The 22,435-nt window shown below is 50.0% G+C and carries 20 protein-coding genes and 2 pseudogenes; 8 read left to right on the top strand and 14 right to left on the bottom strand.

From position 1 onward, the window contains the following. Positions 1-11 precede the first annotated feature (11 nt). Entirely contained in the window at positions 12-1,115 is a 1,104-nt protein-coding gene (gene proB / locus PS053_RS19525) for a glutamate 5-kinase (protein ID WP_059229223.1), read from the bottom strand. Between the two features lie 287 nt (positions 1,116-1,402). Between proB and phoE the strand changes: the two genes are divergently transcribed. Next, positions 1,403-2,458, top strand: coding sequence for a phosphoporin PhoE (gene phoE, locus PS053_RS19520; protein ID WP_208625514.1), 1,056 nt, complete (start codon positions 1,403-1,405; stop codon positions 2,456-2,458). A 99-nt stretch (positions 2,459-2,557) separates the two neighbouring features. Here the strand turns inward: phoE and crl are convergent, their stop codons facing one another. From crl to gpt, 3 genes are all read right to left on the bottom strand, one after another. Further along, complete coding sequence (crl, locus tag PS053_RS19515) at positions 2,558-2,959, bottom strand: sigma factor-binding protein Crl (RefSeq protein WP_000174680.1); 402 nt, start codon at positions 2,957-2,959, stop codon at positions 2,558-2,560. 57 nt (positions 2,960-3,016) lie between these two features. Then, entirely contained in the window at positions 3,017-4,261 is a 1,245-nt protein-coding gene (gene frsA / locus PS053_RS19510; RefSeq protein ID WP_059239673.1) for an esterase FrsA, read from the bottom strand. 92 nt (positions 4,262-4,353) lie between these two features. Beyond that, on the bottom strand, positions 4,354-4,812 hold the full coding sequence (gene gpt / locus PS053_RS19505; RefSeq protein WP_001291989.1) for a xanthine phosphoribosyltransferase: 459 nt from the start codon (positions 4,810-4,812) through the stop codon (positions 4,354-4,356). A 260-nt stretch (positions 4,813-5,072) separates the two neighbouring features. On the opposite strand from gpt, the gene pepD reads away from it, so the two are divergent. Further along, entirely contained in the window at positions 5,073-6,530 is a 1,458-nt protein-coding gene (gene pepD / locus PS053_RS19500; protein ID WP_001292996.1) for a cytosol nonspecific dipeptidase, read from the top strand. Positions 6,531-7,080: 550 nt separating this feature from the next. On the opposite strand, the gene PS053_RS19495 is transcribed toward pepD, so the two are convergent. After that, the gene (locus PS053_RS19495; protein ID WP_077871481.1) at positions 7,081-8,313 is read right to left on the bottom strand and encodes a DUF4431 domain-containing protein; all 1,233 of its coding nucleotides are present in this window, start codon (positions 8,311-8,313) and stop codon (positions 7,081-7,083) included. A gap of 74 nt (positions 8,314-8,387) precedes the next feature. Here PS053_RS19495 and PS053_RS19490 point away from each other — a divergent pair, with 74 nt between their 5' ends. Then, positions 8,388-9,332: a DUF4424 family protein gene (locus PS053_RS19490; RefSeq protein WP_149450132.1), complete on the top strand. Its 945-nt coding sequence runs from the start codon at positions 8,388-8,390 to the stop codon at positions 9,330-9,332. Here the strand turns inward: PS053_RS19490 and PS053_RS19485 are convergent. The 6 genes and pseudogenes from PS053_RS19485 to lafU all read right to left on the bottom strand — a co-directional run. Beyond that, positions 9,333-9,470 (bottom strand): annotated as a pseudogene (locus PS053_RS19485) (metal-dependent hydrolase); the annotation flags it as partial. A 61-nt stretch (positions 9,471-9,531) separates the two neighbouring features. Continuing rightward, positions 9,532-10,146 carry a peptide chain release factor H gene (prfH, locus tag PS053_RS19480; protein WP_059218775.1) on the bottom strand — a complete coding sequence of 205 codons (615 nt, stop codon included), beginning with the start codon at positions 10,144-10,146 and terminating at the stop codon, positions 9,532-9,534. Further along, complete coding sequence (locus PS053_RS19475; protein ID WP_256879079.1) at positions 10,143-11,282, bottom strand: RNA ligase RtcB family protein; 1,140 nt, start codon at positions 11,280-11,282, stop codon at positions 10,143-10,145. Before PS053_RS19475 ends, prfH begins: the two co-directional genes overlap by 4 nt. 245 nt (positions 11,283-11,527) lie before the next feature. Then, on the bottom strand, positions 11,528-11,980 hold the full coding sequence (locus PS053_RS19470; protein WP_072248429.1) for a GNAT family N-acetyltransferase: 453 nt from the start codon (positions 11,978-11,980) through the stop codon (positions 11,528-11,530). Further along, the gene (dinB, locus tag PS053_RS19465; RefSeq protein WP_059217800.1) at positions 11,977-13,032 is read right to left on the bottom strand and encodes a DNA polymerase IV; all 1,056 of its coding nucleotides are present in this window, start codon (positions 13,030-13,032) and stop codon (positions 11,977-11,979) included. Before dinB ends, PS053_RS19470 begins: the two co-directional genes overlap by 4 nt. A gap of 129 nt (positions 13,033-13,161) precedes the next feature. Beyond that, positions 13,162-13,929: a putative lateral flagellar export/assembly protein LafU gene (lafU, locus tag PS053_RS19460; protein WP_072243690.1), complete on the bottom strand. Its 768-nt coding sequence runs from the start codon at positions 13,927-13,929 to the stop codon at positions 13,162-13,164. On the opposite strand from lafU, the pseudogene PS053_RS19455 reads away from it, so the two are divergent. The 3 genes and pseudogenes from PS053_RS19455 to PS053_RS19445 form a co-directional block, all read left to right on the top strand. Then, a pseudogene (locus PS053_RS19455) lies at positions 13,895-15,613 on the top strand (flagellar biosynthesis protein FlhA); the annotation flags it as partial. The gene lafU and the pseudogene PS053_RS19455 overlap by 35 nt on opposite strands. 105 nt (positions 15,614-15,718) lie before the next feature. Continuing rightward, positions 15,719-15,997 (top strand): type II toxin-antitoxin system HicA family toxin, encoded by a 279-nt coding sequence (locus tag PS053_RS19450; RefSeq protein ID WP_000598761.1) that lies wholly within the window; start codon positions 15,719-15,721, stop codon positions 15,995-15,997. Next, on the top strand, positions 15,990-16,346 hold the full coding sequence (locus PS053_RS19445) for a type II toxin-antitoxin system HicB family antitoxin (protein WP_001030481.1): 357 nt from the start codon (positions 15,990-15,992) through the stop codon (positions 16,344-16,346). The genes PS053_RS19450 and PS053_RS19445 overlap by 8 nt, the downstream gene beginning before the upstream one ends. 56 nt (positions 16,347-16,402) lie before the next feature. Here PS053_RS19445 and PS053_RS19440 read toward each other — a convergent pair whose 3' ends face one another. Further along, complete coding sequence (locus PS053_RS19440; protein ID WP_141109817.1) at positions 16,403-17,152, bottom strand: C40 family peptidase; 750 nt, start codon at positions 17,150-17,152, stop codon at positions 16,403-16,405. A 312-nt stretch (positions 17,153-17,464) separates the two neighbouring features. On the opposite strand from PS053_RS19440, the gene dpaA reads away from it, so the two are divergent. Beyond that, the gene (dpaA, locus tag PS053_RS19435; protein ID WP_001225662.1) at positions 17,465-18,205 is read left to right on the top strand and encodes a peptidoglycan meso-diaminopimelic acid protein amidase; all 741 of its coding nucleotides are present in this window, start codon (positions 17,465-17,467) and stop codon (positions 18,203-18,205) included. On the opposite strand, the gene PS053_RS19430 is transcribed toward dpaA, so the two are convergent. Further along, on the bottom strand, positions 18,176-18,943 hold the full coding sequence (locus PS053_RS19430) for a class II glutamine amidotransferase (protein WP_010337052.1): 768 nt from the start codon (positions 18,941-18,943) through the stop codon (positions 18,176-18,178). The two genes, dpaA and PS053_RS19430, sit on opposite strands and share 30 nt — an antisense overlap. A 204-nt stretch (positions 18,944-19,147) precedes the next feature. After that, positions 19,148-19,726 carry a D-sedoheptulose 7-phosphate isomerase gene (lpcA, locus tag PS053_RS19425; protein WP_000284050.1) on the bottom strand — a complete coding sequence of 193 codons (579 nt, stop codon included), beginning with the start codon at positions 19,724-19,726 and terminating at the stop codon, positions 19,148-19,150. A 239-nt stretch (positions 19,727-19,965) separates the two neighbouring features. Here lpcA and fadE point away from each other — a divergent pair, with 239 nt between their 5' ends. Continuing rightward, positions 19,966-22,410 carry an acyl-CoA dehydrogenase FadE gene (fadE, locus tag PS053_RS19420; RefSeq protein ID WP_054412749.1) on the top strand — a complete coding sequence of 815 codons (2,445 nt, stop codon included), beginning with the start codon at positions 19,966-19,968 and terminating at the stop codon, positions 22,408-22,410. Positions 22,411-22,435: the final 25 nt, after the last annotated feature.

Below are 22,435 nucleotides of genomic sequence, written 5' to 3'. Positions count from 1 at the left end.
CGGCCAGCTCCTTAACGGGTAATCATGTCATCACGGTGAACAGCAACCGGGCCATATTCATATCCCAGTATTGCATCAATTTCCTGCGAGTGGTGTCCGGCAATGCGACGCAATGCATCGCTGTTATAACGGCTAACGCCGTGGGCGATATCGCGCCCTTCAAGGTCACAGATACGGATCACTTCACCACGCGAGAAGTCACCGCTCACGCTTTTAATGCCTTTCGGTAACAGAGAGCTGCCGCGCTCAAGAATGGCAGCGGTCGCCCCTTCATCAATGGTGATTTCACCCGCAGGCGGCGCACCGAAAATCCAGCGTTTGCGGTTTTCTAAAGGTGTTGCCTGAGCGTGGAACAGCGTACCAACAGAAATACCTTCCATCACGTCGCCAATCACTCCCGGTTTGCTGCCAGCAGCAATAATGGTGTCGATACCCGCACGGCAAGCCACGTCAGCGGCCTGCAACTTGGTGCTCATGCCGCCGGTTCCGAGGCCAGAAACGCTGTCGCCAGCAATTGCGCGCAGTGCGTCATCAATGCCATACACATCTTTAATCAGTTCTGCCTGCGGATTGCTGCGAGGGTCAGCGGTATACAAACCTTTTTGATCGGTCAGCAACAACAGTTTATCAGCTCCCGCCAGAATCGCCGCCAGCGCCGAGAGGTTGTCGTTATCACCGACTTTAATTTCCGCCGTCGCCACGGCGTCGTTTTCATTAATTACCGGAACAATATTGTTGTCGAGCAGCGCACGCAGGGTATCGCGGGCGTTAAGAAAACGTTCTCTGTCTTCCATATCCGCACGCGTCAGCAGCATCTGCCCGACGTGAATGCCGTAAATCGAAAACAGTTGTTCCCACAGTTGAATCAGTCGGCTCTGCCCTACCGCCGCCAAAAGTTGTTTCGAGGCGATAGTCGCTGGCAGTTCCGGGTAACCCAGGTGCTCACGTCCGGCGGCGATCGCACCCGACGTCACGATTACAATCCGATGCCCGGCGGCATGTAACTGCGCGCACTGGCGAACAAGTTCAACGATATGGGCACGGTTCAGGCGGCGCGATCCGCCTGTTAGCACACTGGTGCCGAGTTTTACCACCAGCGTCTGGCTGTCACTCATGATTCTCTGCCATTCAATTTTAGGAAAAATGATATCAAACGAACGTTTTAGCAGGACTGTCGCCGGTTGCCAACCATCTGCGAAAAAAGCAGGGCGTTTTATTGCGCGGGATCAGCAAGCGTAGCGGCAGTGGTTTACGTTTTTATTACAGATTTAATAAATTACCCTATTTTAAGAATATTATTACCCTGTAATATAAATTTAACAATTCCACGTTAAAAACTTTCCTGCTTTCAACGGGACGCTCCCGACGAATATTTGCGCGTTAATTAAAATCAGGAATGAAAATGAAAAAGAGTACACTGGCATTAATGGTAATGGGAATTGTGGCATCTGCATCTGTTCAAGCCGCAGAGGTTTATAACAAGGATGGTAATAAACTGGATATTTATGGCAAAGTTAAGGCCATGCATTATATCAGTGATAATGACAATAAAGATGGCGACCAGAGCTATATCCGTTTTGGTTTTAAAGGCGAAACTCAAATTAACGATCAACTAACCGGTTATGGTCGATGGGAAGCGGAGTTTGCCGGGAATAAAGCCGAAAGCGATACCACACAGCAAAAAACGCGCCTCGCGTTTGCCGGATTGAAATATAAAGATTTGGGTTCTTTTGATTATGGTCGTAACCTGGGCGCGTTATATGACGTAGAAGCCTGGACCGATATGTTCCCGGAATTTGGTGGCGATTCCTCCGCACAAACCGACAACTTTATGACCAAGCGCGCCAGCGGACTGGCAACTTATCGTAATACCGACTTCTTCGGCATTGTAGATGGCCTGAACTTAACCCTGCAATATCAAGGAAAAAACGAAAACCGTGATGTGAAAAAGCAAAACGGTGATGGATTCGGTACTTCACTGAGTTATGACTTTGGCGGCAGCGATTTTGCCATCAGCGGAGCCTATACTAATTCTGACCGCACCAATGAGCAAAACCAGCAAAGCCGTGGTACAGGCAAGCGCGCAGAAGCATGGGCAACAGGCCTGAAATATGACGCCAACGATATTTACCTGGCAACTTTTTATTCTGAAACACGTAACATGACGCCAATTTCTGGCGGTTTTGCTAATAAAACACAAAACTTTGAAGCCGTCGCGCAATATCAATTTGATTTTGGTCTGCGTCCATCGTTAGGTTATGTATTATCAAAAGGAAAAGATATTGAAGGCATCGGTGATGAGGATCTGGTCAATTATATTGATGTCAGTGCAACATATTTTTTCAACAAAAATATGTCAGCGTTTGTTGATTATAAAATCAACCAACTGGATAGCAATAACAAGTTGAATATTAATAATGATGATATTGTCGCGGTTGGAATGACATATCAATTTTAACGAATATTGCCGGATGCAACGAGAACGCCTTATCCGGCCTAAAAAACTAATATTCCAGGCCGGGTTAGATGTACGAGCATCTAACCCGGTACATGTCAGTCACGCCGTTAACTTCACCGGCTCATCACGAAAATCATCTGCCGGCTCCAGTTTCAGACTTAACGTTCCCAACAGTTCACGCAGCTTTTCATGAAACTCACGCAGGGTGTACTCCAGTCGCTCAATCACTTCTGCATCGTTTACCTGAACATGCGTCCAGTCGCCAGCTTTATCGAATAAACCAAACTGGTAGCTGTAGGTAAAACGAGATTCCTGCGCTTCCAGTTCCATCCACCAGCCCCAGAACTCACGCACTTCTGGCGCAGGCTTCACGTTGACGCATACAGCCAGACAATCGAAAAAGAATCGATTATCTTCGCACTTACCTTCACGGATATACGGGCCAAGCGCGGTAAATTTTTTGATCAATCTGCTTTTCGGGTGCCCACTCGGTAACGTCATTGCGATCTCCTGTTGTGAAGCAACTGTTTTACCAAACTGGTAAAATTTAGCAAATATTTAACACAATCGTTTTTCGATCCAGTTGGTGATTTCCTGAAGCGCTTTGTCAAAATTCCGATACACCGGATTGAACGGAATCTCTAACAATTTACCGTCAGCAGATGACGAAGCGATTAACCGCGAGTCCTCTTCCGGGCTAAAAGGATCGTTCTTCCAGTAACCTGATAACATTGGCGTTGGACAGCGACGCCCCAGCAACCCTTGCACTTTTAGCGAATAGCGGTTCAGCTCTACGCGCAAAGCGTCGTCTGAAGCATCGTGCATCCCTAAACGACTCGCCAGAACGTCAAGGTACATTTCCGGCACCTGTTGCTGGCACTGAAAGTCACTTAACAAGGTATGAACTACCGGACCAAGGCAAGCCACCGCTTTCAAACGCGGTGATTCAAGGTAAGCCAGACGCACAGCAACGTTAGCGCCAAAACGGAAACCAAAGGCCACGACGCGCGTGTGATCTACCCACGGCACATTCGGCAACGCCTTTAAAACATGCTGATGCAGAAGACTGGAGTCCTGGGTGAGCTTCCATTTTGAAGAGAAACCGACCGAAGGCATATCAATAGTCAACATCGCAATACCGCGCGGTGCAAAATAGCGCTCATAAAGGGAGTAATAATCTGTTTGCATCGCATCCAGCCCGCCACACATTAATACTGTCGGGAATGGCCCATCGCCTTTTGGCATATGCAAAAAACCAGTGATGGGCGCACCGCCTGGAACAGTGAACTCCATTTGCCGCATACTTCCTGGCAGACGTTGCGCTGCCTCTTCATAAGCGCGGTTTGACAACGCCTGGGCTTGCTCCGCCAGATCGTCCCCTTTCAGATGCGGATAGGCGGCGATGTTATACAGTGTGGCTGCATGCAACCAGTGACGCCCGCTGACTTGCGGATCTTCTTCCGCACAAGCTTTCTGCTGCCATTCCATCGCCTGGGTAGCCCACTCATAAATCCAGTTGCCGCCGCGGTAGCCAATTACTGTATCGTATAAATCATCGTCGGTGCGTTCGGCATCGCTCATCACAATACGCGCCTGGACGCCGAGGATTTCACGCGGGTCAACGCCGCGCCAGATCCACATCAAACGGTTAATCATGCGATACCAATGGGGAATGGTTTTGCCATCAAGGGCCGACTGCACAGGCGATTGCGCGCCGTGATTAAAGCGGCGGACTAGCGTCGACGTTTCAGGATGTTTAAAGCGGGGTTTGAACAGGGTTTCGCTCAGGTTTGCCTGTGTCATGGATGCAGCCTCCAGGAATACTTACTGGAAACTATTGTAACCTGCCTGAAGTTAAAAAGAACAACGCCCGGCAAAGCCAGGCGTTGAAAAGATTAGCGACCGGAAATAGGCGGAACAAATACGACGCCCATATCCCACGGCTGTTCAATCCAGGTATCTTGTGGGATATCAATGACATAATCATCAACCAGCGGACGACCAGCCGGTTTAGCGAAGATGGTGACAAAGTGCGCTTTAGGATACATTTCGCGAATCGCAACCGCCGTTCCGCCAGTATCCACCAGGTCGTCAATAACGATGAAGCCTTCGCCATCGCCTTCTGCGCGTTTCAGCACTTTAAGCTCGCGCTGGTTGTCGTGATCGTAGCTGGAAATACAAACGGTATCGACATGACGAATACCCAGTTCACGCGCCAGTAACGCACCCGGTACCAGCCCGCCACGGCTAACGGCAATAATGCCTTTCCACTGTTCAGAAGGCATCAGGCGGCTTGCCAGTTTACGTGCATGGATCTGCAACATGTCCCAGGTGACGATGTATTTTTCGCTCATGTGAAGTGTCCCAGCCTGTTTATCTACGGCTTAAAAAGTGTTCGAGGGGAAAATAGGTTGCGCGAGATTATAGAGATCTGGCGCACTAAAAACCAGTATTTCACATGAGTCCGCGTCTTTTTACGCACCGCCGCTCCCTGACGCTGGATAAAGTGGTATTCTCAAACATATCTCGCAAGCCTGACTTGTGCTGACAACATTTTCTGCTAACCCTGTGACCTGCAATACTGTTTTGCGGGAGATCGACAAGGAGACTTAACGTGTCTGAACTGTCTCAATTATCTCCACAACCGCTGTGGGATATTTTTGCCAAAATTTGTTCTATTCCTCACCCGTCCTATCATGAAGAGCAGCTTGCTGAATACATTGTTGGTTGGGCAAAAGAGAAAGGTTTCCACGTCGAGCGTGATCAGGTAGGTAACATCCTGATTCGTAAACCTGCCACCGCAGGTATGGAAAATCGTAAACCGGTCGTCTTGCAGGCCCACCTCGATATGGTGCCGCAGAAAAATAACGACACCGTGCATGACTTCACTAAAGATCCTATCCAGCCTTATATTGATGGCGAATGGGTTAAAGCGCGCGGCACCACGCTGGGTGCGGATAACGGCATTGGTATGGCCTCTGCACTGGCGGTTCTGGCTGACGAAAACGTGGTTCACGGCCCGCTGGAAGTGCTGCTGACCATGACCGAAGAAGCCGGCATGGACGGCGCGTTCGGCTTACAGAGCAACTGGTTGCAGGCCGATATTCTGATTAACACCGACTCCGAAGAAGAAGGTGAAATCTACATGGGTTGTGCGGGGGGTATCGACTTCACCTCCAACCTGCATTTAGATCGTGAAGCGGTTCCGGCTGGTTTTGAATCCTTCACGTTAACCTTAAAAGGTCTGAAAGGCGGTCACTCCGGTGGTGAAATCCACGTTGGTCTGGGTAACGCCAACAAATTGCTGGTACGCTTCCTGGCGGGTCATGCAGAAGAACTGGATCTGCGTCTTATCGATTTCAACGGCGGCACATTGCGTAACGCCATCCCGCGTGAAGCCTTTGCGACCATCGCTGTGGCCGCAGATAAAGTCGACGCGCTGAAATCGCTGGTAAATACCTATCAGGATATCCTGAAAAACGAGTTGGCAGAGAAAGAGAAAAATCTGGCATTACTGCTGGATTCTGTAGCGAACGACAAAGCTGCGCTGAGCGTCAACTCTCGCGATACCTTTATTCGTCTGTTGAACGCCACCCCGAATGGGGTGATCCGTAACTCCGATGTAGCCAAAGGCGTGGTTGAAACCTCTCTGAACGTCGGTGTGGTGACCATGACTGACGAAAACGTAGAAATCCACTGCCTGATCCGTTCTCTGATCGATAGCGGTAAAGACTACGTGGTGAGCATGCTGGATTCGCTGGGTAAACTGGCAGGCGCAAAAACCGAAGCGAAAGGCGCATATCCTGGCTGGCAGCCGGACGCGAACTCTCCGGTAATGCATCTGGTGCGTGAAACCTATCAGCGTCTGTTCAACAAGACGCCGAACATCCAGATTATCCACGCGGGTCTGGAATGTGGTCTGTTTAAAAAACCGTATCCAGAAATGGACATGGTTTCAATCGGGCCAACCATCACCGGCCCACACTCCCCGGATGAGCAAGTTCACATCGAAAGCGTTGGTCACTACTGGACGCTTCTGACTGAACTGCTGAAAGAAATTCCGGCGAAGTAATAACGATAACGTCCACGCCTACAGGCGTGGACGGTTCAAGGATGAATAATGTTCAATTTATTTCGCATCTGGTTTCCGGTCCCGCCAAAATTCTCTTTTCAAACTCAGTTAATGCCATCAGAGGCACAGCAAAAATTAAATCAGGCAGCAAATCAATATTTATCTGTCTCATATTCAGAAAACACTATTAAAATCAGATATCAAACGGCCTCATCAGGTAAGCGTAATTTTTGCACATTCTACGGTAAATGGAGTAAGTGTGGCCCCCAACCCCTGCTGAATGGTAATTTTTCCACACACACTTTTTGCCATTTATTGCGATAACATGCCTTTTAATTTCTACCGTAGCTGAAATCAGTGCAATATGCTCTATTGTCGAAAAGGGAATTCAACCACTATTTATCTGTTTTATTATTTTCCCTCCAGTTCTGCTCTTACTCATTACGGGAATGATTTTCGTAATAAACTCGGAACAAAGGGTGTTACAGAAGAAAATTGTAGCATTGATCAACAATGCACTAAAGGATTAATGACAGGCTGTAATCACTGCTCACCGCGCCTGTGTCAGAAGGAAAATATTATCCAACAACAGAGGAGTATGATGCATATCGCCTAATGCAAGAAAAAGATCGCCACCAACTACCACGCTTTTATCTAATAAATAACGCAATGCCGAACGTTCATCTGCCGTAAGGACTAATTGTAATTGCCGATTCCAATTTCTCCCGCGAGTGTCGACATCGCGTACGCAGAAGAGTGGCTTATCCGGTGTAATTATCCAGTATGCGGATTTCCCCTCACCTTTCTGATGCAACAGTCCGGTCACAGAAAGAGTATCCCCTTCGCGAGCACAGCGTTGCTCACGCTGAAGCGCCACTTTAGCAAGGGTTGTGGAAAAAAGAGGATCATGGTGAAGAGAACCGTTCCAATAACCTTCGCCAGGTCGATTATCAAACCATGCAGCAAGCGTTGTTTGTTGTGTCAGATAATAATTTTGCGGTATTGTCTGCCAGATACCATAGATATTTTTTTCCAGAATAACATCCAGAAAACGTTTTTCGTAACGATGTGGTGTATTGGGCAAAATATCCATTGTCATACCATCCACACTCATCGTTCTTTCAACATGGCTCTCTTTATGCCAGTAAGGATTAGGTGACTCACCAGAAACATAGCCATAAAATAAGGCATAATTTGCAGTAGCGCACAGGCGTTCAGCCACAAACTCCACCGCAGGAAATACACTGTTTAACTTACGTTTATTACTATCGCCAATATAAGCTCTGCGCAGTGCGTCTAAAAGTTGTCGTCTGAGAGGGTCACCTTCAGGCACTGGCCGGCAGAACTTACTGTGGCTCTGTATTGCTATGTCAGCCAATAGTTTTTGTATCTCCGGCGCTATCGCCTCTCCATACCGACAAGCCGTTTCCCGCGAAGTTGCCGCCTCTTTGTCGAACTGCGCTGCCGTTATCCACCCGTCAACGACCGAATACAAAAATATACGGTCGTAAATGTGGAAACGTTCTTTTGCAGATGAAGCGCCTTGTTCTGATAATTTTTGCGCCCCACAAAAATAGACCAAATTCAGAGCGTATTTCTCTGATGTATATTCAAAACCGGAATAAAGACGGATAGTTTCAAAAGAAGTTTGTGCTAAACGCGTTTCTCGGGCAAGAGACTGGGTTATTTCCATATTCCATGGATGCTGTTGGCCCAGCCATTGCATTTTTTCTGCGTATATATTGGCACAAAACATCATCATTAATAATATTAGTATGCGCATTGACTATTCCCTGGAAATCCCTCTCAACTTTCACCATAATAAACATAATTTTCTCCACAAGGAATTCATTTTCAATGCCACATACGATTTTATTTTTCCTTTTGATAGCATTCAGTACAGCGACCTGTGCTAATGATACGTGGTGGGGAGAAAACAACGGCACCATTGAGTTTCTACAGCAAAATGACATCAGCATGGCAAAAGAACGTCTGCTAATTAGTCCCGATAGAATAAACGTTGACTATCTTTTTATTAACCATAGCTCACAAGATATTACATTGCCGATGGCATTTCCCATGCCAATTATCACTAAAGATAGTGAAATTGACGGTAAATCACCGGGTATTGGCAATTTCCAACTCAGCGTAGATGGAAAACCAATTGCGACAGAGTCGCGCTGGATAGTTATGCGTACTGATAATACTGGCAAAATAGAGGAGGACATAACTAAACAAATACAACAAACTGGCTGGACGCCAGATCAACTTATTGATGTTTTGCAAGGATTTAATATACAACCTGATATGCCGGAACAGTGGTTTAAAGATAAAATACCATTATTTACTCTCCAGCAATATTTTGTCTGGCAGCAAAACTTCCCTGCCGAAAAAGAGGTCGTAATTCACCATTCATATTCTCCCAGTCTTTCCGGTGGTCTACCTCTGTCTACCAAAACTCTCCCGTCCTTCGCTCCCGATAAATGCCTGAATCATGTGACCCTCCGCAAATTACAACAGTTAGAAAAAACATTAACGAAAGAAAAGAAGAATCCTGACAGCGATGTGATCGGTTGGACAAGACTGGAGTACATTCTCACCACTGGAGCCAACTGGAAGAATGGTTCCATCGGCGATTTTACGCTACGGATCCACAAACCTCAGCCAGATGACATTCTGGCAACCTGTTTTAAACAACCACTGAAACTGATTGATTCAACAACCTATGAATTTAGACAGAAAAACTTTAAACCACAAAATGATCTGTTTATGACATTTTATTACGCCGCGCCCGGGAAATAAGAAAAGATCAAAATCGGACGCAACGGCCCCGACTAAACCAATAATCATCGCCCACCGCACATGGCTAACCATCAGCGGCAAACATTTCGCTAAGGTGCAATTGATTAAATATCCAGCCAGAAGATGACCGATAAACATGACGACTCCTTTCCTTCTGCCCGTCGCTTTCATGAAGAAAGCGGCGGGACAGTTTCCTGCATTACACAGCAACAAATGCCATCCCTGTAAACGTTCGTCGCGGGTTGCCACGTTCAATCTGGTGATGGAACATTCTCCGCTGCGATTTCAGCGCCGCGCTATTTTCCTGTTGCTGTTGTTCCAGTTTCCAGGCAATCAGCAATCGCGCCAGCCGTTTGTTAGCATGCTGGCTGCGTTCTGACTGTACCTTCACGCTAATCCCGGTTGCCAGATGCGTGGCGCGTACCGCCGAGTCGGTTTTATTGACATGTTGACCGCCCGGCCCCGACGAACGCAGCGTCTCATAACGGATCGCATCGGATTGTTCCTGCTCATCAGCGGTAAAACGCCCAATGCCCAGAAACCAGTTTTTGCGCCCATGATGAGGGCGATACGGACTCGGACAAATCCACTGAATAGTGCCACACCAGCTTTCGCTTAATGCCCATGCGTTGTCGCCATCCAGAGAAACCAGCGCCGAACGCAGCGTGTCAGAGTAGCGGCCCGTTTCTGTTTCCAGCACCGTTACCGCAACGTCTTGTCGGGCAGCTTCTTTAATCAGCCTGTCCAGCGCCTTTTTTACTGCGAGACAACATTCTTCTGGCCCCTGAGCTGAGGAGAGTTGTAGCAAGATCATCCTTTTTTCCCTCCACTGTTTTTGAGCGTCAGCACCGGACGCAGCCGCGCGACAGGAATAATTAAACCGGCTTGTTCCAGGCATTGAACCACGCTTTCTACCGATTTATAGGCTTGTGGTGCTTCTTCAAAGATGAGTTGTTTATCGCGACATATTACCCGGCTACCCAGTTCAGTACGCATGAGTTGCGCTGTTGTGAATTTCGCTGCCAGACGCCCTTTACACTCGGTGCGCCCCCATTTACGCCCTGCCCCATGCGCCAGCGAATGCAATGTTTCTTCACTGCTGACGGGTTGAATCAGCCATGAGTAATCGCCGCGTGAACCGGGAATAATCACCAGACCGTTGTCATCCGGCGTAGCCCCTTTACGGTGTAACCAGCCTTGTTGATCGCCGATTTGGCACGCGCTAACAAAGTTATGCGCCACATCCAGAACAGGACTTCCCACTGCCTTCACCTGTTGCATCATGCGCAAAGCAATCAGCTGGCGATTAATACGCGCAAACGCCAGCGCATCATCATGTTCCGCAATATACCGTAGCGCGTCGTCACTACTTTCCTGCAAACCATGATGCGAAAACGAGGCAATATGCCGCTGTAGAATAGACTGCCCCAAACCCCGCGAGCCGCTATGAACCAATAGTTGCAGATGCTGTGCATCCAGACCTGCCAGTGCAAACAGTTCAGCATCGATGATTTGATCAATCTGTTGCAGTTCTGCGAAGTGGTTACCGCCACCGATGGCGCCCAACGAGCTGCGCCACGGATGCTGTGCAAAGGCTGGCGGCAGGTTTTCCTCCAGCCAGCTTTCTTCAGCAACGTCATCCAGAGCAGATAATCGCTTTTCAAACTTATCAGCGTTGTATTTGCGCGCGAGAATATCTGTTTGCCATAGCGCCATGCCGCAGCCGATATCATTGCCGACCAGCGCCGGGTAAAAACGACCAACGGAGAAGAACGCGGCGCCAATCGGATAACCGCGTCCGGGGTGAAAATCTGGCATTCCCACAACGCGTTGCATATCGGGAAGTTTTGCCGTGGTGTGTAATTGTTGGATCGCTGAACTTTCGATCCACAAGTCATCGGATGCGATGGTAAATACCACATCAGATAAGGGACGAATATATTTGCCCATGTACCATTCCGTAAATAGACTCTTCATACTTCAAGTTGCATGTGTTGCGACTCGAATTATTGAGAGTAACCATTAAAAAATCAGGAAATGGCAGACAAATCCAGGGCAAGAAAAAAAGAATTAATCCTGGAAAGGTCTGCAAAGAGTCATTGATAAAGGATTTGTCATGATTTACCTCCTTGCAGTTTGTGGAATAAGAAAACGCGCACATACTAAGCTTGCGTTATTTTCATTGCAAGCTGGATTTAATGTTGCTGTTTATATCGCATATAAAAATTAGTAAACCACTCTCCCCGACATTCCACGCGCTGTTGTTTAACTACCTGAAAACCATAACGTTCAAAAAAAGGTTTTGCGGTTATGCTGGCATCTACCGTAAGTTCGGATTCAGACGTAATCAAAGGTTTTAACAAGGCACAGGCAACCCCGCGGCGGGTGTATTCCGGGTCAACAAATAACATATCGATATAGTGTTCAATGCAGGTAATAAAACCGACCGGTTGTGCATTAATGACCGCTACCCGCACTTGTGATTGCGCAAGTTTCTCTTTCCAGCGAGATTCATCAATCTGTGCCCAGGCGGCAATTTGTTGTGGAGAATAGTGCTGACTAGCCGTCATCGTAACCGCTCTAATGAAAATAGCGCATAGTTGCTGAAAATCGCCAGGCTGATAGCCTCTTATTTGTATGTTATTCATAATCCCAACACCAGTTGTCTTTCCATTTGCGGGTCAAGCAACGTCACATGCAGCCCCACCAGCCGCACACCGCGCCCGCCGCGGCGTTCATCCCAGGTTTTACGCGCGGTAGCAATCAAATCGGCTTTATTCAGCCGCGGCCAGACATGTTCCTGAGTGGTTTGTTGAAAATCATCGAATTTTAATTTCACCCCCTGGCGGGCAATCAGTAAATCAGGTTTTACCTTTGCCAGGCGGCGTTCCAGTTCCGGGTAAAGCCGCTCAATGATCGATTCACATTCAGACCAGTGATGAATATCTTCCGCCATTGTGCGCTCCACACCGACGGATTTTCGCAATCGTTCGCTGTTAACGTCGCGCTCGTCAATACCCTGACTACGCTCCCACAAAATACGGCCAAATTTGCCAAAACGTTTAAGCAACGTCACCAGATCACACTTTTGCACATCACCACAGGTCCGTAATCCCATCGCTTCCAGTTTTGCTGCCGAGACTTTTCCGACGCCGGGAATTTTCGCCAGCGGCAATGTTTGCAGAAATACCGGAACGTCCGCCGGAGTAATGACGAACTGGCCATTGGGTTTATTCATATCGGAAGCAATTTTGGCGAGAAACTTTACCGGCGCTACGCCAGCAGAGGCAGTAAGCTGCAACTCGTTGAAAATTGTCTGGCGGATTTCCTGAGCGATAAGGGTCGCAGAACCGTGGCAATGTACACTGTCGGTAACGTCAAGATAAGCTTCATCCAGCGACAGTGGCTCAATACGCGAGGTATAGCGCGAGAAGATTTCGCGAATGTGACTCGAGGCTTCTTTGTAAGCGTCAAAGCGCCCCGGAAGTAACGTGAGATGCGGACATAATTTTAGCGCCATACCGGTCGGCATGGCGCTACGCACGCCAAATTTACGCGCCGGATAGTTAGCGGTGCTAATCACCCCCCGACGTTCACGACTGCCGCCAATAGCAATAGGGATGTCGCGCAGGGCGGGATTATCGCGCATCTCCACCGCTGCGAAAAAACAGTCCATATCGACATGAATGATTTTACGCATTGCTCACCTCTCAATACTGGTAAAGTATACAGTGTTTTTAGAGTTTGAGAAACGCATAAAAATTCTGCAATCAATCCCCTTTATCGCCGGATGCGCAGCGCTTATCCGGTCTACAGAAGGCCACTTTTGCTACCCGTTCTGCCTATCCAGTTTTTTCACCAGCGGCTGCACCACTTTATCTCCATGCTCACCAAAGTATTGATACAGCGTATCGGACGCGCTTTTGGTCAGCACCATAATCTCAATACGTCGGTTGCCCGCACTTTGCGGATTTTTCGCATCCAGCAACATCTGGTCCGCCATTGCGCTCACCTGCATCACTTTATCTTCCGGCATCCCGGCGTCTTCCAGCACCCGACGAGCCGAAAGCGCGCGGTCGCCCGAGAGGTTCCAGTTGTTGTAGATATTGTTTTTGTAGGCCATCGCGTCGGTATGCCCGGTAATAATAATTTTGTTGTCGAGCGAGTCGAACACCGGCGCGAGCTCCACCAGCAGCGTTTTAAAGAACGGCATAATCTTTGCGCTGCCGCGTTCAAACATATTGCGGTTCTGATCGTCTTTAATCAGCACGCGTAATCCCTGTGGGACTATCTCCATTTCCAGATTCGCTTCCATATGCGCATGACGGGCAATGGTGTTGATACTGGTCGCAAGCTCGCCAAGCTCGGTGGCGGATCTCTTCTTCAACAACGCCGTTTTCTCATTCACGTCGCGCGCTTTTTTCTCCGTCTCTTCCGGTACCGCGACAGTAGCCGGTTTAGCCTTGCGAGTCGGAGTGATTTTATTTAATGGCGACAACCCGCCGCCATTGAAAATCGACTGTCCGTGTAGCGCAGCGATAATGCTCTCGCGCTCAGATTTACTGACGCTGTTGACAATCAACTTTATCGTCGTCACCAAAGGGGCCGAGCGTATTTCCGAGGTTTCTGCCCGCTTTACCCTGGACGCGATGCCCGGCAAACAGATGGCAATTGACGCCGATCTTAACGCCGGGTTGATCAACCAGGCACAGGCGCAAACCCGGCGTAAAGATGTTGCCAGCGAGGCCGATTTCTACGGCGCGATGGACGGGGCATCGAAGTTTGTGCGCGGGGATGCCATCGCCGGGATGATGATTCTGGCGATCAACCTGATCGGCGGCGTCTGTATTGGGATCTTCAAATACAACCTGAGCGCCGATGCTGCCTTCCAGCAATATGTGTTGATGACCATCGGCGACGGCCTGGTGGCGCAGATCCCTTCCCTGCTGCTCTCCACCGCGGCGGCGATTATCGTCACCCGCGTCAGCGACAACGGCGATATCGCCCATGACGTGCGCCACCAGTTGCTGGCAAGCCCGTCGGTGCTCTACACCGCCACCGGGATTATGTTTGTGCTGGCGGTGGTGCCGGGAATGCCGCACTTCCCGTTCCTGATGTTCAGCGCCCTGCTTGGCTATACCGGCTGGCGAATGAGTAAACGCCCGCAAGCGGCGGAGGTGGAAGAGAAAAGCCTCGAAACGCTGACCCGCACCATCACTGAAACCAGCGAGCAACAGGTCAGTTGGGAAACCATTCCGCTCATTGAGCCTATCAGTTTAAGCCTTGGCTACAAGCTGGTGGCGCTGGTCGATAAAGCCCAGGGTAACCCGCTCACCCAGCGGATTCGCGGCGTGCGGCAGGTGATTTCCGACGGCAACGGCGTGCTGCTGCCGGAGATCCGCATTCGGGAAAACTTTCGCCTCAAGCCCAGCCAGTACGCTATTTTCATCAACGGTATTAAGGCTGATGAAGCGGATATTCCGGCGGATAAACTGATGGCCCTGCCCTCCAGCGAAACCTACGGTGAGATAGACGGCATGCTGGGGAACGACCCGGCGTATGGGATGCCGGTGACCTGGATCCAGCCTGCACAGAAAGCGAAGGCGCTGAATATGGGGTATCAGGTGATCGACAGCGCCAGCGTGATTGCCACCCATGTGAATAAGATTGTGCGCAGCTATATTCCTGATTTGTTTAACTATGACGACATCACGCAGTTGCATAACCGTTTGTCATCGATGGCACCACGGCTGGCGGAAGATTTAAGCGCGGCGCTCAATTACAGCCTGTTGCTGAAAGTGTACCGGGCGCTGCTGACCGAAGGCGTTTCCCTGCGCGATATTGTCACCATCGCCACCGTGCTGGTCGCCAGTAGCACGGTGACCAAAGATCATATTCTGCTGGCGGCCGATGTGCGCCTGGCGCTGCGGCGCAGTATCACCCATCCGTTCGTTCGCAAGCAGGAGCTGGCGGTGTATACGCTGAATAATGAGCTGGAAAATCTGCTGACCAACGTGGTGAATCAAGCGCAACAGGGCGGGAAAGTGATGCTCGACAGCGTGCCGGTTGACCCGAATATGCTCAACCAGTTTCAGAACACAATGCCGCAGGTGAAGGAGCAGATGAAAGCGGCGGGGAAAGACCCGGTGCTGCTGGTGCCGCCGCAGTTGCGCCCTTTGCTGGCGCGCTACGCAAGGTTGTTTGCGCCGGGGCTGCATGTGTTGTCGTATAACGAAGTGCCGGATGAGCTGGAGTTGAAGATTATGGGGGCGTTGAGTTGATTGGGGGATTCTTTTCCATGCATTGCAGCATCTGACACCATTAATTGACGTCACACTGCAAACAGACTACGATGACACCATAAAATGACGTCATGGATTGATAGTATGATTAAGGTCAGCGCGCTAGGCTCTCGTCATAGAAAAACATTCGACGATGTAATGACGGAGCCGCCAAAATCTGGAATTAAATGGGGTGATGTTGTTGCACTCATTAAAGCGGTGGGTGGAACAATAAAAAATAACAATGGTTCCAGACGAAAATTTCAGATTGGAACGACCAAATTCAGCACACATGAGCCACATCCAAAGAATGTGATGGATAAAGGCGCAGTAGCAGGTCTTAAGGAGTGGTTTGTTAACTGTGTAGGGGTAGATTATGAATAAAGCATCGAACATTATCACAATTAAAGGTCAACCAGCCGCAGTGACATTTGAAGCCGATATCAACGCATTTCGCGGCAAATTCCTCAATGTAAACGGTTATTGCGACTTTGTAGCGACAAGCATTGAGGCATTATATCGTGAAGGTGAAAGCGCGCTGGATGAGTGGATTGCGGATTGTGAAGAGGACGGCATTGCCCCTTTTCGTGAAGAAGAAGAGCAAAAACGCCTGACGCTTCGTGTTCCTCATCACATTGATTCGCGGCTGACCATCGTCGCCAGACAACATTCCATTTCAAAAAACCAGCTCATTGTTGATGTCTTAGAACGAGAGTTTTCAGCCCAGATGTAAACAGGTCGGATGCCGCGTGGCATCCGACCTTTTGCCAGTTCGTCAATATTACCCATTTACAAAATCGTCTCTTCTGTCAAAATCCGCCGCGCTCCCAAAAAATGGTCCTGCCAGAAAGGTTCGGCTAACCGACTTATCCGAATGGTTTCGCCGGTGCGCGGCGACTCGATAAATTGCCCATCGCCCAGATATACGCCCATATGGTCGGCAATCTCGCGGCTGTGGATATGGAAAAACAGCAAATCTCCCCGGCGCAGGTCGTTATTCGCCACAATCGTTGCCCGGCGGTAGTGATACATCTCATTGGCCGTGCGCGGGAGTTTCGCCTCGAGGATCTTGTTGTAGGCGTAAAAAACCAACCCGCTACAGTCGAAGCCTTGAGCGGGCCGTGTACCGCCCCAGACGTAGGGCTTGCCAATCTGTTGCTCCAGACGGTGAATCGCCACTTCGGTGGTGTTATGCAGATGGTCGCTGCTTAAAAAATGATTGTTCTCCGCCAGCGCCTGCCAGCGTCGGTCGCTCAACTTCAACGGGCCGGGAAACCATTCGGGATGCTGCTTAATCTGCGCCCGATTGTGCTGGCGTAGCGCCTTTCTGCTTTGTGCATCACCTTCCACAATGTAGCTGGCCTGTTTTTTCAGATGCGCCTGGTACCGCTTGAATAATCGCGCACGGTTTTGCATCCGCTGGCGGGCGGCATAGCTAAAGGTAGTGTGTGAGGTAGTGGCGCTGGCAAGTAAAGGAAGCAAAAGGAACAAAGAAAACACGCTCAGGCACAGCAACCTGTCTCGAGAGAACAAAAACATGAAGAATATAAACCGGCTAAATTGAAGCGAGAATTTTAGAGTACCGGGAGGGAAAGCGGGATTATTAATTGCTTATTTGCATATTAATATCGGGGTTTCATAATCTTAGGAAATAAGTAATAAATCCCCCCTACATGCGCTTTTCGGACTTTTGAAAATCGCCTCTTATGCTAAATTTGTAAACCCTGCGCCGACAGGCTTGCGTAAAACTCTTTTGGTGCTAATGTGAGCGCTCCAAATCCAGAGTTTTCTGATTTGGGCTCTATTTTGCCGTCCTGGCGTGTATAACCGTTTTATCAAGGAATAAGCAGTATGCGTAAAATCGCATTCATTCTTGCGATGTTGTTGATCCCGTGCGTTTCGTTTGCCGGTTTGCTGGGCAGCAGTAGCTCAACCACGCCAGTGAGCAAAGAGTATAAGCAACAGTTGATGGGATCCCCAGTCTACATCCAGATCTTCAAGGAAGAGCGCACGCTCGATCTCTACGTAAAAATGGGTGAGCAATATCAACTGCTCGACAGTTATAAAATCTGTAAATATTCCGGCGGATTAGGGCCAAAACAGCGTCAGGGCGATTTCAAAAGCCCGGAAGGATTTTATAGCGTTCAGCGTAATCAGCTAAAACCAGATAGCCGTTACTACAAAGCGATTAATATTGGTTTCCCCAACGCCTATGACCGCGCGCATGGTTACGAAGGGAAATATCTGATGATTCACGGCGACTGTGTTTCCATCGGCTGCTATGCGATGACCAATCAGGGGATTGATGAGATATTCCAGTTCGTTACTGGTGCGCTGGTGTTTGGTCAACCGAGCGTGCAGGTGAGCATTTACCCTTTCCGCATGACCGACGCCAATATGCAGCGCCACAAGTATTCCAATTTTAAGGATTTCTGGGAGCAGCTTAAGCCGGGTTACGACTACTTTGAACAAACTCGTAAGCCACCGATAGTTTCTGTGGTCAATGGTCGTTACGTGGTCAGCAAGCCGTTGAGCCACGAAGTGGTGCAGCCACAACTGGCATCAAACTACACGCTCCCCGAAGCAAAATAACCGCCACTCGCCTGGCATAATCTTTTGCCAGGTTTCATTGCCCGTCAGCGGCTGAGTCGCAATCACCGTGACCACATCATTCGGTGTGGTCTGCGAGCTAAAGTCGATTTCCACATCCTGATCCAACAATGTTGCTACGCCAAACGGCGCGCGGCGGGTGATCCAGTGCAGATTAGTCGAGCAATACGCCATTACATAGCGCCCATCCGAAAGCAGCATGTTGAAGACGCCCTTCTCACGCAGTTCATCCGCCAGTGAGGCGATATATTTAAACACCGCCGCCATGTTGCCTGGCGTGCGCGGGTAACGCTGCGTCAGTTTATACAACAACCAACAGAAGGCTTTTTCGCTGTCAGTTTCGCCTACCGGACGGAAGTTGCCGGTTTCCAGTGATTTGTAGCCTCTCAATTGCCCGTTATGAGCGTAGGTCCAGTGGCGTCCCCACAACTCACGGGTGAACGGGTGGGTATTTTCCAGCGCCACCTCGCCCCGATTCGCCTGGCGAATATGAGCGATTACCGAGCAGGATTTTATCGGGTAGTCCTGGACCAGTTTGGCGATGGGGGAATTAAAACTGGGTTGCGGATCCTTAAATGTGCGACAGCCTTTACCTTCGTAAAAGGTGATGCCCCAGCCATCTTTATGTGGCCCGGTTCCACCACCACGCTGCACCAGTCCGGTGAAACTAAAGCAGATATCGGTTGGGACGTTGGCGCTCATCCCGAGCAGTTCGCACATCGGTAACCTCCACAACAGCGAGGGCGAATAGCCCCCGGCGAAGATTGATTTAAAGATTTTCAGGCCGAATGCGACATGAACGCTTTATTCGGCTTACGGTTCGGGTATAGATTTGTAGGCCTGATAAGATGCGCCAGCGTCGCATCAGGCATCAGCGAACAAATGCCGGATGCGCGTAAACGCCTTATCCAGCCTACGCAAGACTCACTTAACCATCTCTTTTTCAATTAACTGGATCAGGATATGGATAACTTTAATGTGAATTTCCTGAATACGGTCGGCATAGCCAAAGTGTGGAACGCGAATTTCGATATCTGCCGTGCCAGCCATTTTGCCGCCGTCTTTACCTGTCAGGGTGATCACTTTCATCCCCTTCTCACGCGCCGCCGCGATCGCCTTGATCACGTTCGCAGAGTTACCGGAAGTGGAGATCCCCAGCAGCACATCGCCTTCGCGACCTACTGCTTCAACGTAACGGGAGAAAATGTCGTTGAAACCAAAATCGTTGCCAACGCAGGAAATATGGCTAACGTCAGAAATGGCAATTGCCGGGTAGCCCGGGCGATTTTCACGGTAGCGACCGGTCAACTCTTCCGCAAAGTGCATAGCGTCGCAATGGGAACCGCCGTTGCCACAGGAAAGCACCTTGCCACCAGCTTTAAAGCTGTCTGCTAACAGGACCGCCGCGCGCTGAATGGCGTGAATATTGGCGTCATCTTTTAAAAAGTTAGCCAGCGTTTCCGCCGCTTCGTTCAGTTCATTACGAATAAGATCCTGGTACATGAGGATATCCTTCAGCATAAATGTAATAGACAAAATGCAGTGTACCGGATACCGCCATAAGCGAGAAGTCCAGGGCTGCGCAATGGCCAGGACTTTTTGACATAAAGTGTGGATAAAAACAGCAACAATGTGAGCTCTGTTGTAATTGCATTGTAAACATATTGATAAATTATTTTACATCTACTACAACCATATCATCACAAGTGGTCGGACCTCCTACAAGTAAGGGGCTTTTCGTTATGATGATTTTGAGTATTCTCGCTACGGTTGTCCTGCTCGGCGCGTTGTTCTATCACCGCGTGAGCTTATTTATCAGCAGTCTGATTTTGCTCGCCTGGACAGCCGCCCTCAGCGTTACGGGTCTGTGGTCGGCGTGGGTACTGGTGCCCCTGGCCATTGTCCTCATACCGTTTAACTTTGCCCCTATGCGCAAGTCGCTGATTTCCGCACCGGTATTCCGTGGCTTTCGTAAAGTGATGCCGCCGATGTCGCGCACTGAAAAGGAAGCGATTGACGCGGGCACCACCTGGTGGGAAGGCGACCTGTTCCAGGGCAAGCCAGACTGGAAAAAGCTGCATAACTATCCGCAGCCGCACCTGACCGCTGAAGAGCAAGCGTTTCTCGACGGCCCGGTAGAAGAAGCCTGTCGGATGGCGAATGATTTTCAGATTACCCATGAACTGGCCGATTTACCGCCGGAGCTGTGGGCGTATCTGAAAGAGCATCGCTTCTTTGCGATGATCATCAAAAAAGAGTACGGCGGGCTGGAGTTCTCGGCTTATGCCCAGTCTCGCGTGCTGCAAAAACTCTCCGGCGTGAGCGGGATTCTGGCGATTACCGTCGGCGTACCAAACTCGTTAGGCCCGGGTGAACTGCTGCAACATTACGGCACTGACGAACAGAAAAATCACTATCTGCCACGTCTGGCGCGTGGTCAGGAGATCCCTTGCTTTGCGCTGACCAGCCCGGAAGCGGGTTCCGATGCAGGTGCGATTCCAGATACCGGGATTGTCTGCATGGGTGAGTGGCAGGGCCAGCAGGTGCTGGGCATGCGTCTGACCTGGAACAAACGCTACATTACACTGGCGCCGATTGCGACCGTGCTTGGGCTGGCGTTTAAACTCTCTGACCCGGACAAACTGCTCGGCGGTGATGAAGATTTGGGTATTACCTGTGCACTGATCCCGACCACCACGCCGGGCGTGGAAATTGGTCGTCGCCACTTTCCGCTGAACGTACCGTTCCAGAACGGACCGACGCGCGGTAAAGATGTCTTCGTACCGATCGATTACATTATCGGTGGGCCGAAAATGGCCGGGCAAGGCTGGCGGATGCTGGTGGAGTGTCTCTCGGTAGGCCGCGGCATCACCCTGCCTTCCAACTCAACCGGCGGCGTGAAATCGGTAGCGCTGGCAACGGGCGCGTACGCTCACATTCGTCGTCAGTTCAAAATCTCTATCGGTAAGATGGAAGGGATTGAAGAGCCACTGGCGCGCATTGCCGGGAACGCCTATGTGATGGATGCGGCGGCGTCGCTGATTACCTACGGCATTATGCTCGGTGAAAAACCTGCCGTGCTGTCGGCTATCGTCAAGTATCACTGTACCCACCGCGGGCAGCAGTCGATTATTGATGCGATGGATATCACCGGGGGTAAAGGTATTATGCTCGGGCAAAGCAACTTCCTGGCGCGTGCTTACCAGGGCGCACCGATTGCCATCACCGTTGAAGGGGCCAACATTCTGACCCGCAGTATGATGATCTTCGGACAGGGAGCAATTCGTTGCCATCCGTATGTACTGGAAGAGATGGAAGCGGCGAAGAACAATGACGTCAACGCGTTCGATAAACTGTTGTTCAAACATATCGGCCACGTCGGCAGCAATAAAGTCCGTAGTTTCTGGCTGGGCCTGACACACGGCTTGACCAGCAGCACGCCAACTGGCGATGCCACTAAACGCTACTATCAGCACCTTAACCGCCTGAGCGCCAACCTCGCCCTGCTTTCTGATGTTTCGATGGCGGTGTTGGGCGGCAGCCTGAAACGTCGCGAACGCATTTCGGCACGTCTGGGTGATATTTTAAGCCAGCTTTACCTCGCCTCTGCCGTTCTGAAGCGTTATGACGATGAAGGCCGTAATGAAGCCGATCTGCCGCTGGTACACTGGGGCGTACAGGATGCGCTGTATCAGGCTGAACAGGCGATGGACGATTTACTGCAAAACTTCCCAAATCGCATGGTTGCCGGGTTGTTGAATGTGGTTATCTTCCCGACCGGACGCCATTATCTGGCGCCGTCTGACAAGCTGGATCATAAAGTGGCGAAGATTTTACAAGTGCCAAACGCTACCCGTTCACGTATTGGCCGCGGTCAGTACCTGACGCCGAGCGAGCATAACCCGGTTGGTTTGCTGGAAGAGGCGCTGGTGGACGTGATTGCCGCCGACCCGATTCATCAGCGAATCTGTAAAGAGCTGGGTAAAAATCTGCCCTTTACTCGTCTGGATGAACTGGCGCATAACGCACTGGCGAAAGGGCTGATTGATAAAGATGAAGCCGCCATTCTGGTAAAAGCGGAAGAGAGCCGCCTGCGCAGTATTAATGTTGATGACTTTGAACCGGAAGCGTTGGCGACAAAGCCGATAAAATTGCCGGAGAAAGTACGGAAAGTTGAAGCCGCATAATGTAAAACGGAGCCGAAAGGCTCCG

This window comes from Escherichia albertii, from assembly GCF_028622335.1.
Taxonomy (GTDB): Bacteria; Pseudomonadota; Gammaproteobacteria; order Enterobacterales; family Enterobacteriaceae; genus Escherichia; species Escherichia albertii.
The sequence above is the reverse complement of the archived record's forward strand: the minus strand, read 5'-3'. Positions and strand labels throughout refer to the sequence as shown.

Coding starts and splice junctions, on each gene's coding strand:
- proB (WP_059229223.1), bottom strand. CDS start 1,115: ATGAGTGACAGCCAGACGCTGGTGGTAAAACTCGGCACCAGTGTGCTA.
- phoE (WP_208625514.1), top strand. CDS start 1,403: ATGAAAAAGAGTACACTGGCATTAATGGTAATGGGAATTGTGGCATCT.
- crl (WP_000174680.1), bottom strand. CDS start 2,959: ATGACGTTACCGAGTGGGCACCCGAAAAGCAGATTGATCAAAAAATTT.
- frsA (WP_059239673.1), bottom strand. CDS start 4,261: ATGACACAGGCAAACCTGAGCGAAACCCTGTTCAAACCCCGCTTTAAA.
- gpt (WP_001291989.1), bottom strand. CDS start 4,812: ATGAGCGAAAAATACATCGTCACCTGGGACATGTTGCAGATCCATGCA.
- PS053_RS19495 (WP_077871481.1), bottom strand. CDS start 8,313: ATGCGCATACTAATATTATTAATGATGATGTTTTGTGCCAATATATAC.
- PS053_RS19490 (WP_149450132.1), top strand. CDS start 8,388: ATGCCACATACGATTTTATTTTTCCTTTTGATAGCATTCAGTACAGCG.
- prfH (WP_059218775.1), bottom strand. CDS start 10,146: ATGATCTTGCTACAACTCTCCTCAGCTCAGGGGCCAGAAGAATGTTGT.
- PS053_RS19475 (WP_256879079.1), bottom strand. CDS start 11,282: ATGGGCAAATATATTCGTCCCTTATCTGATGTGGTATTTACCATCGCA.
- PS053_RS19470 (WP_072248429.1), bottom strand. CDS start 11,980: ATGAATAACATACAAATAAGAGGCTATCAGCCTGGCGATTTTCAGCAA.
- dinB (WP_059217800.1), bottom strand. CDS start 13,032: ATGCGTAAAATCATTCATGTCGATATGGACTGTTTTTTCGCAGCGGTG.
- PS053_RS19450 (WP_000598761.1), top strand. CDS start 15,719: ATGATTAAGGTCAGCGCGCTAGGCTCTCGTCATAGAAAAACATTCGAC.
- PS053_RS19445 (WP_001030481.1), top strand. CDS start 15,990: ATGAATAAAGCATCGAACATTATCACAATTAAAGGTCAACCAGCCGCA.
- PS053_RS19440 (WP_141109817.1), bottom strand. CDS start 17,152: ATGTTTTTGTTCTCTCGAGACAGGTTGCTGTGCCTGAGCGTGTTTTCT.
- dpaA (WP_001225662.1), top strand. CDS start 17,465: ATGCGTAAAATCGCATTCATTCTTGCGATGTTGTTGATCCCGTGCGTT.
- PS053_RS19430 (WP_010337052.1), bottom strand. CDS start 18,943: ATGTGCGAACTGCTCGGGATGAGCGCCAACGTCCCAACCGATATCTGC.
- lpcA (WP_000284050.1), bottom strand. CDS start 19,726: ATGTACCAGGATCTTATTCGTAATGAACTGAACGAAGCGGCGGAAACG.
- fadE (WP_054412749.1), top strand. CDS start 19,966: ATGATGATTTTGAGTATTCTCGCTACGGTTGTCCTGCTCGGCGCGTTG.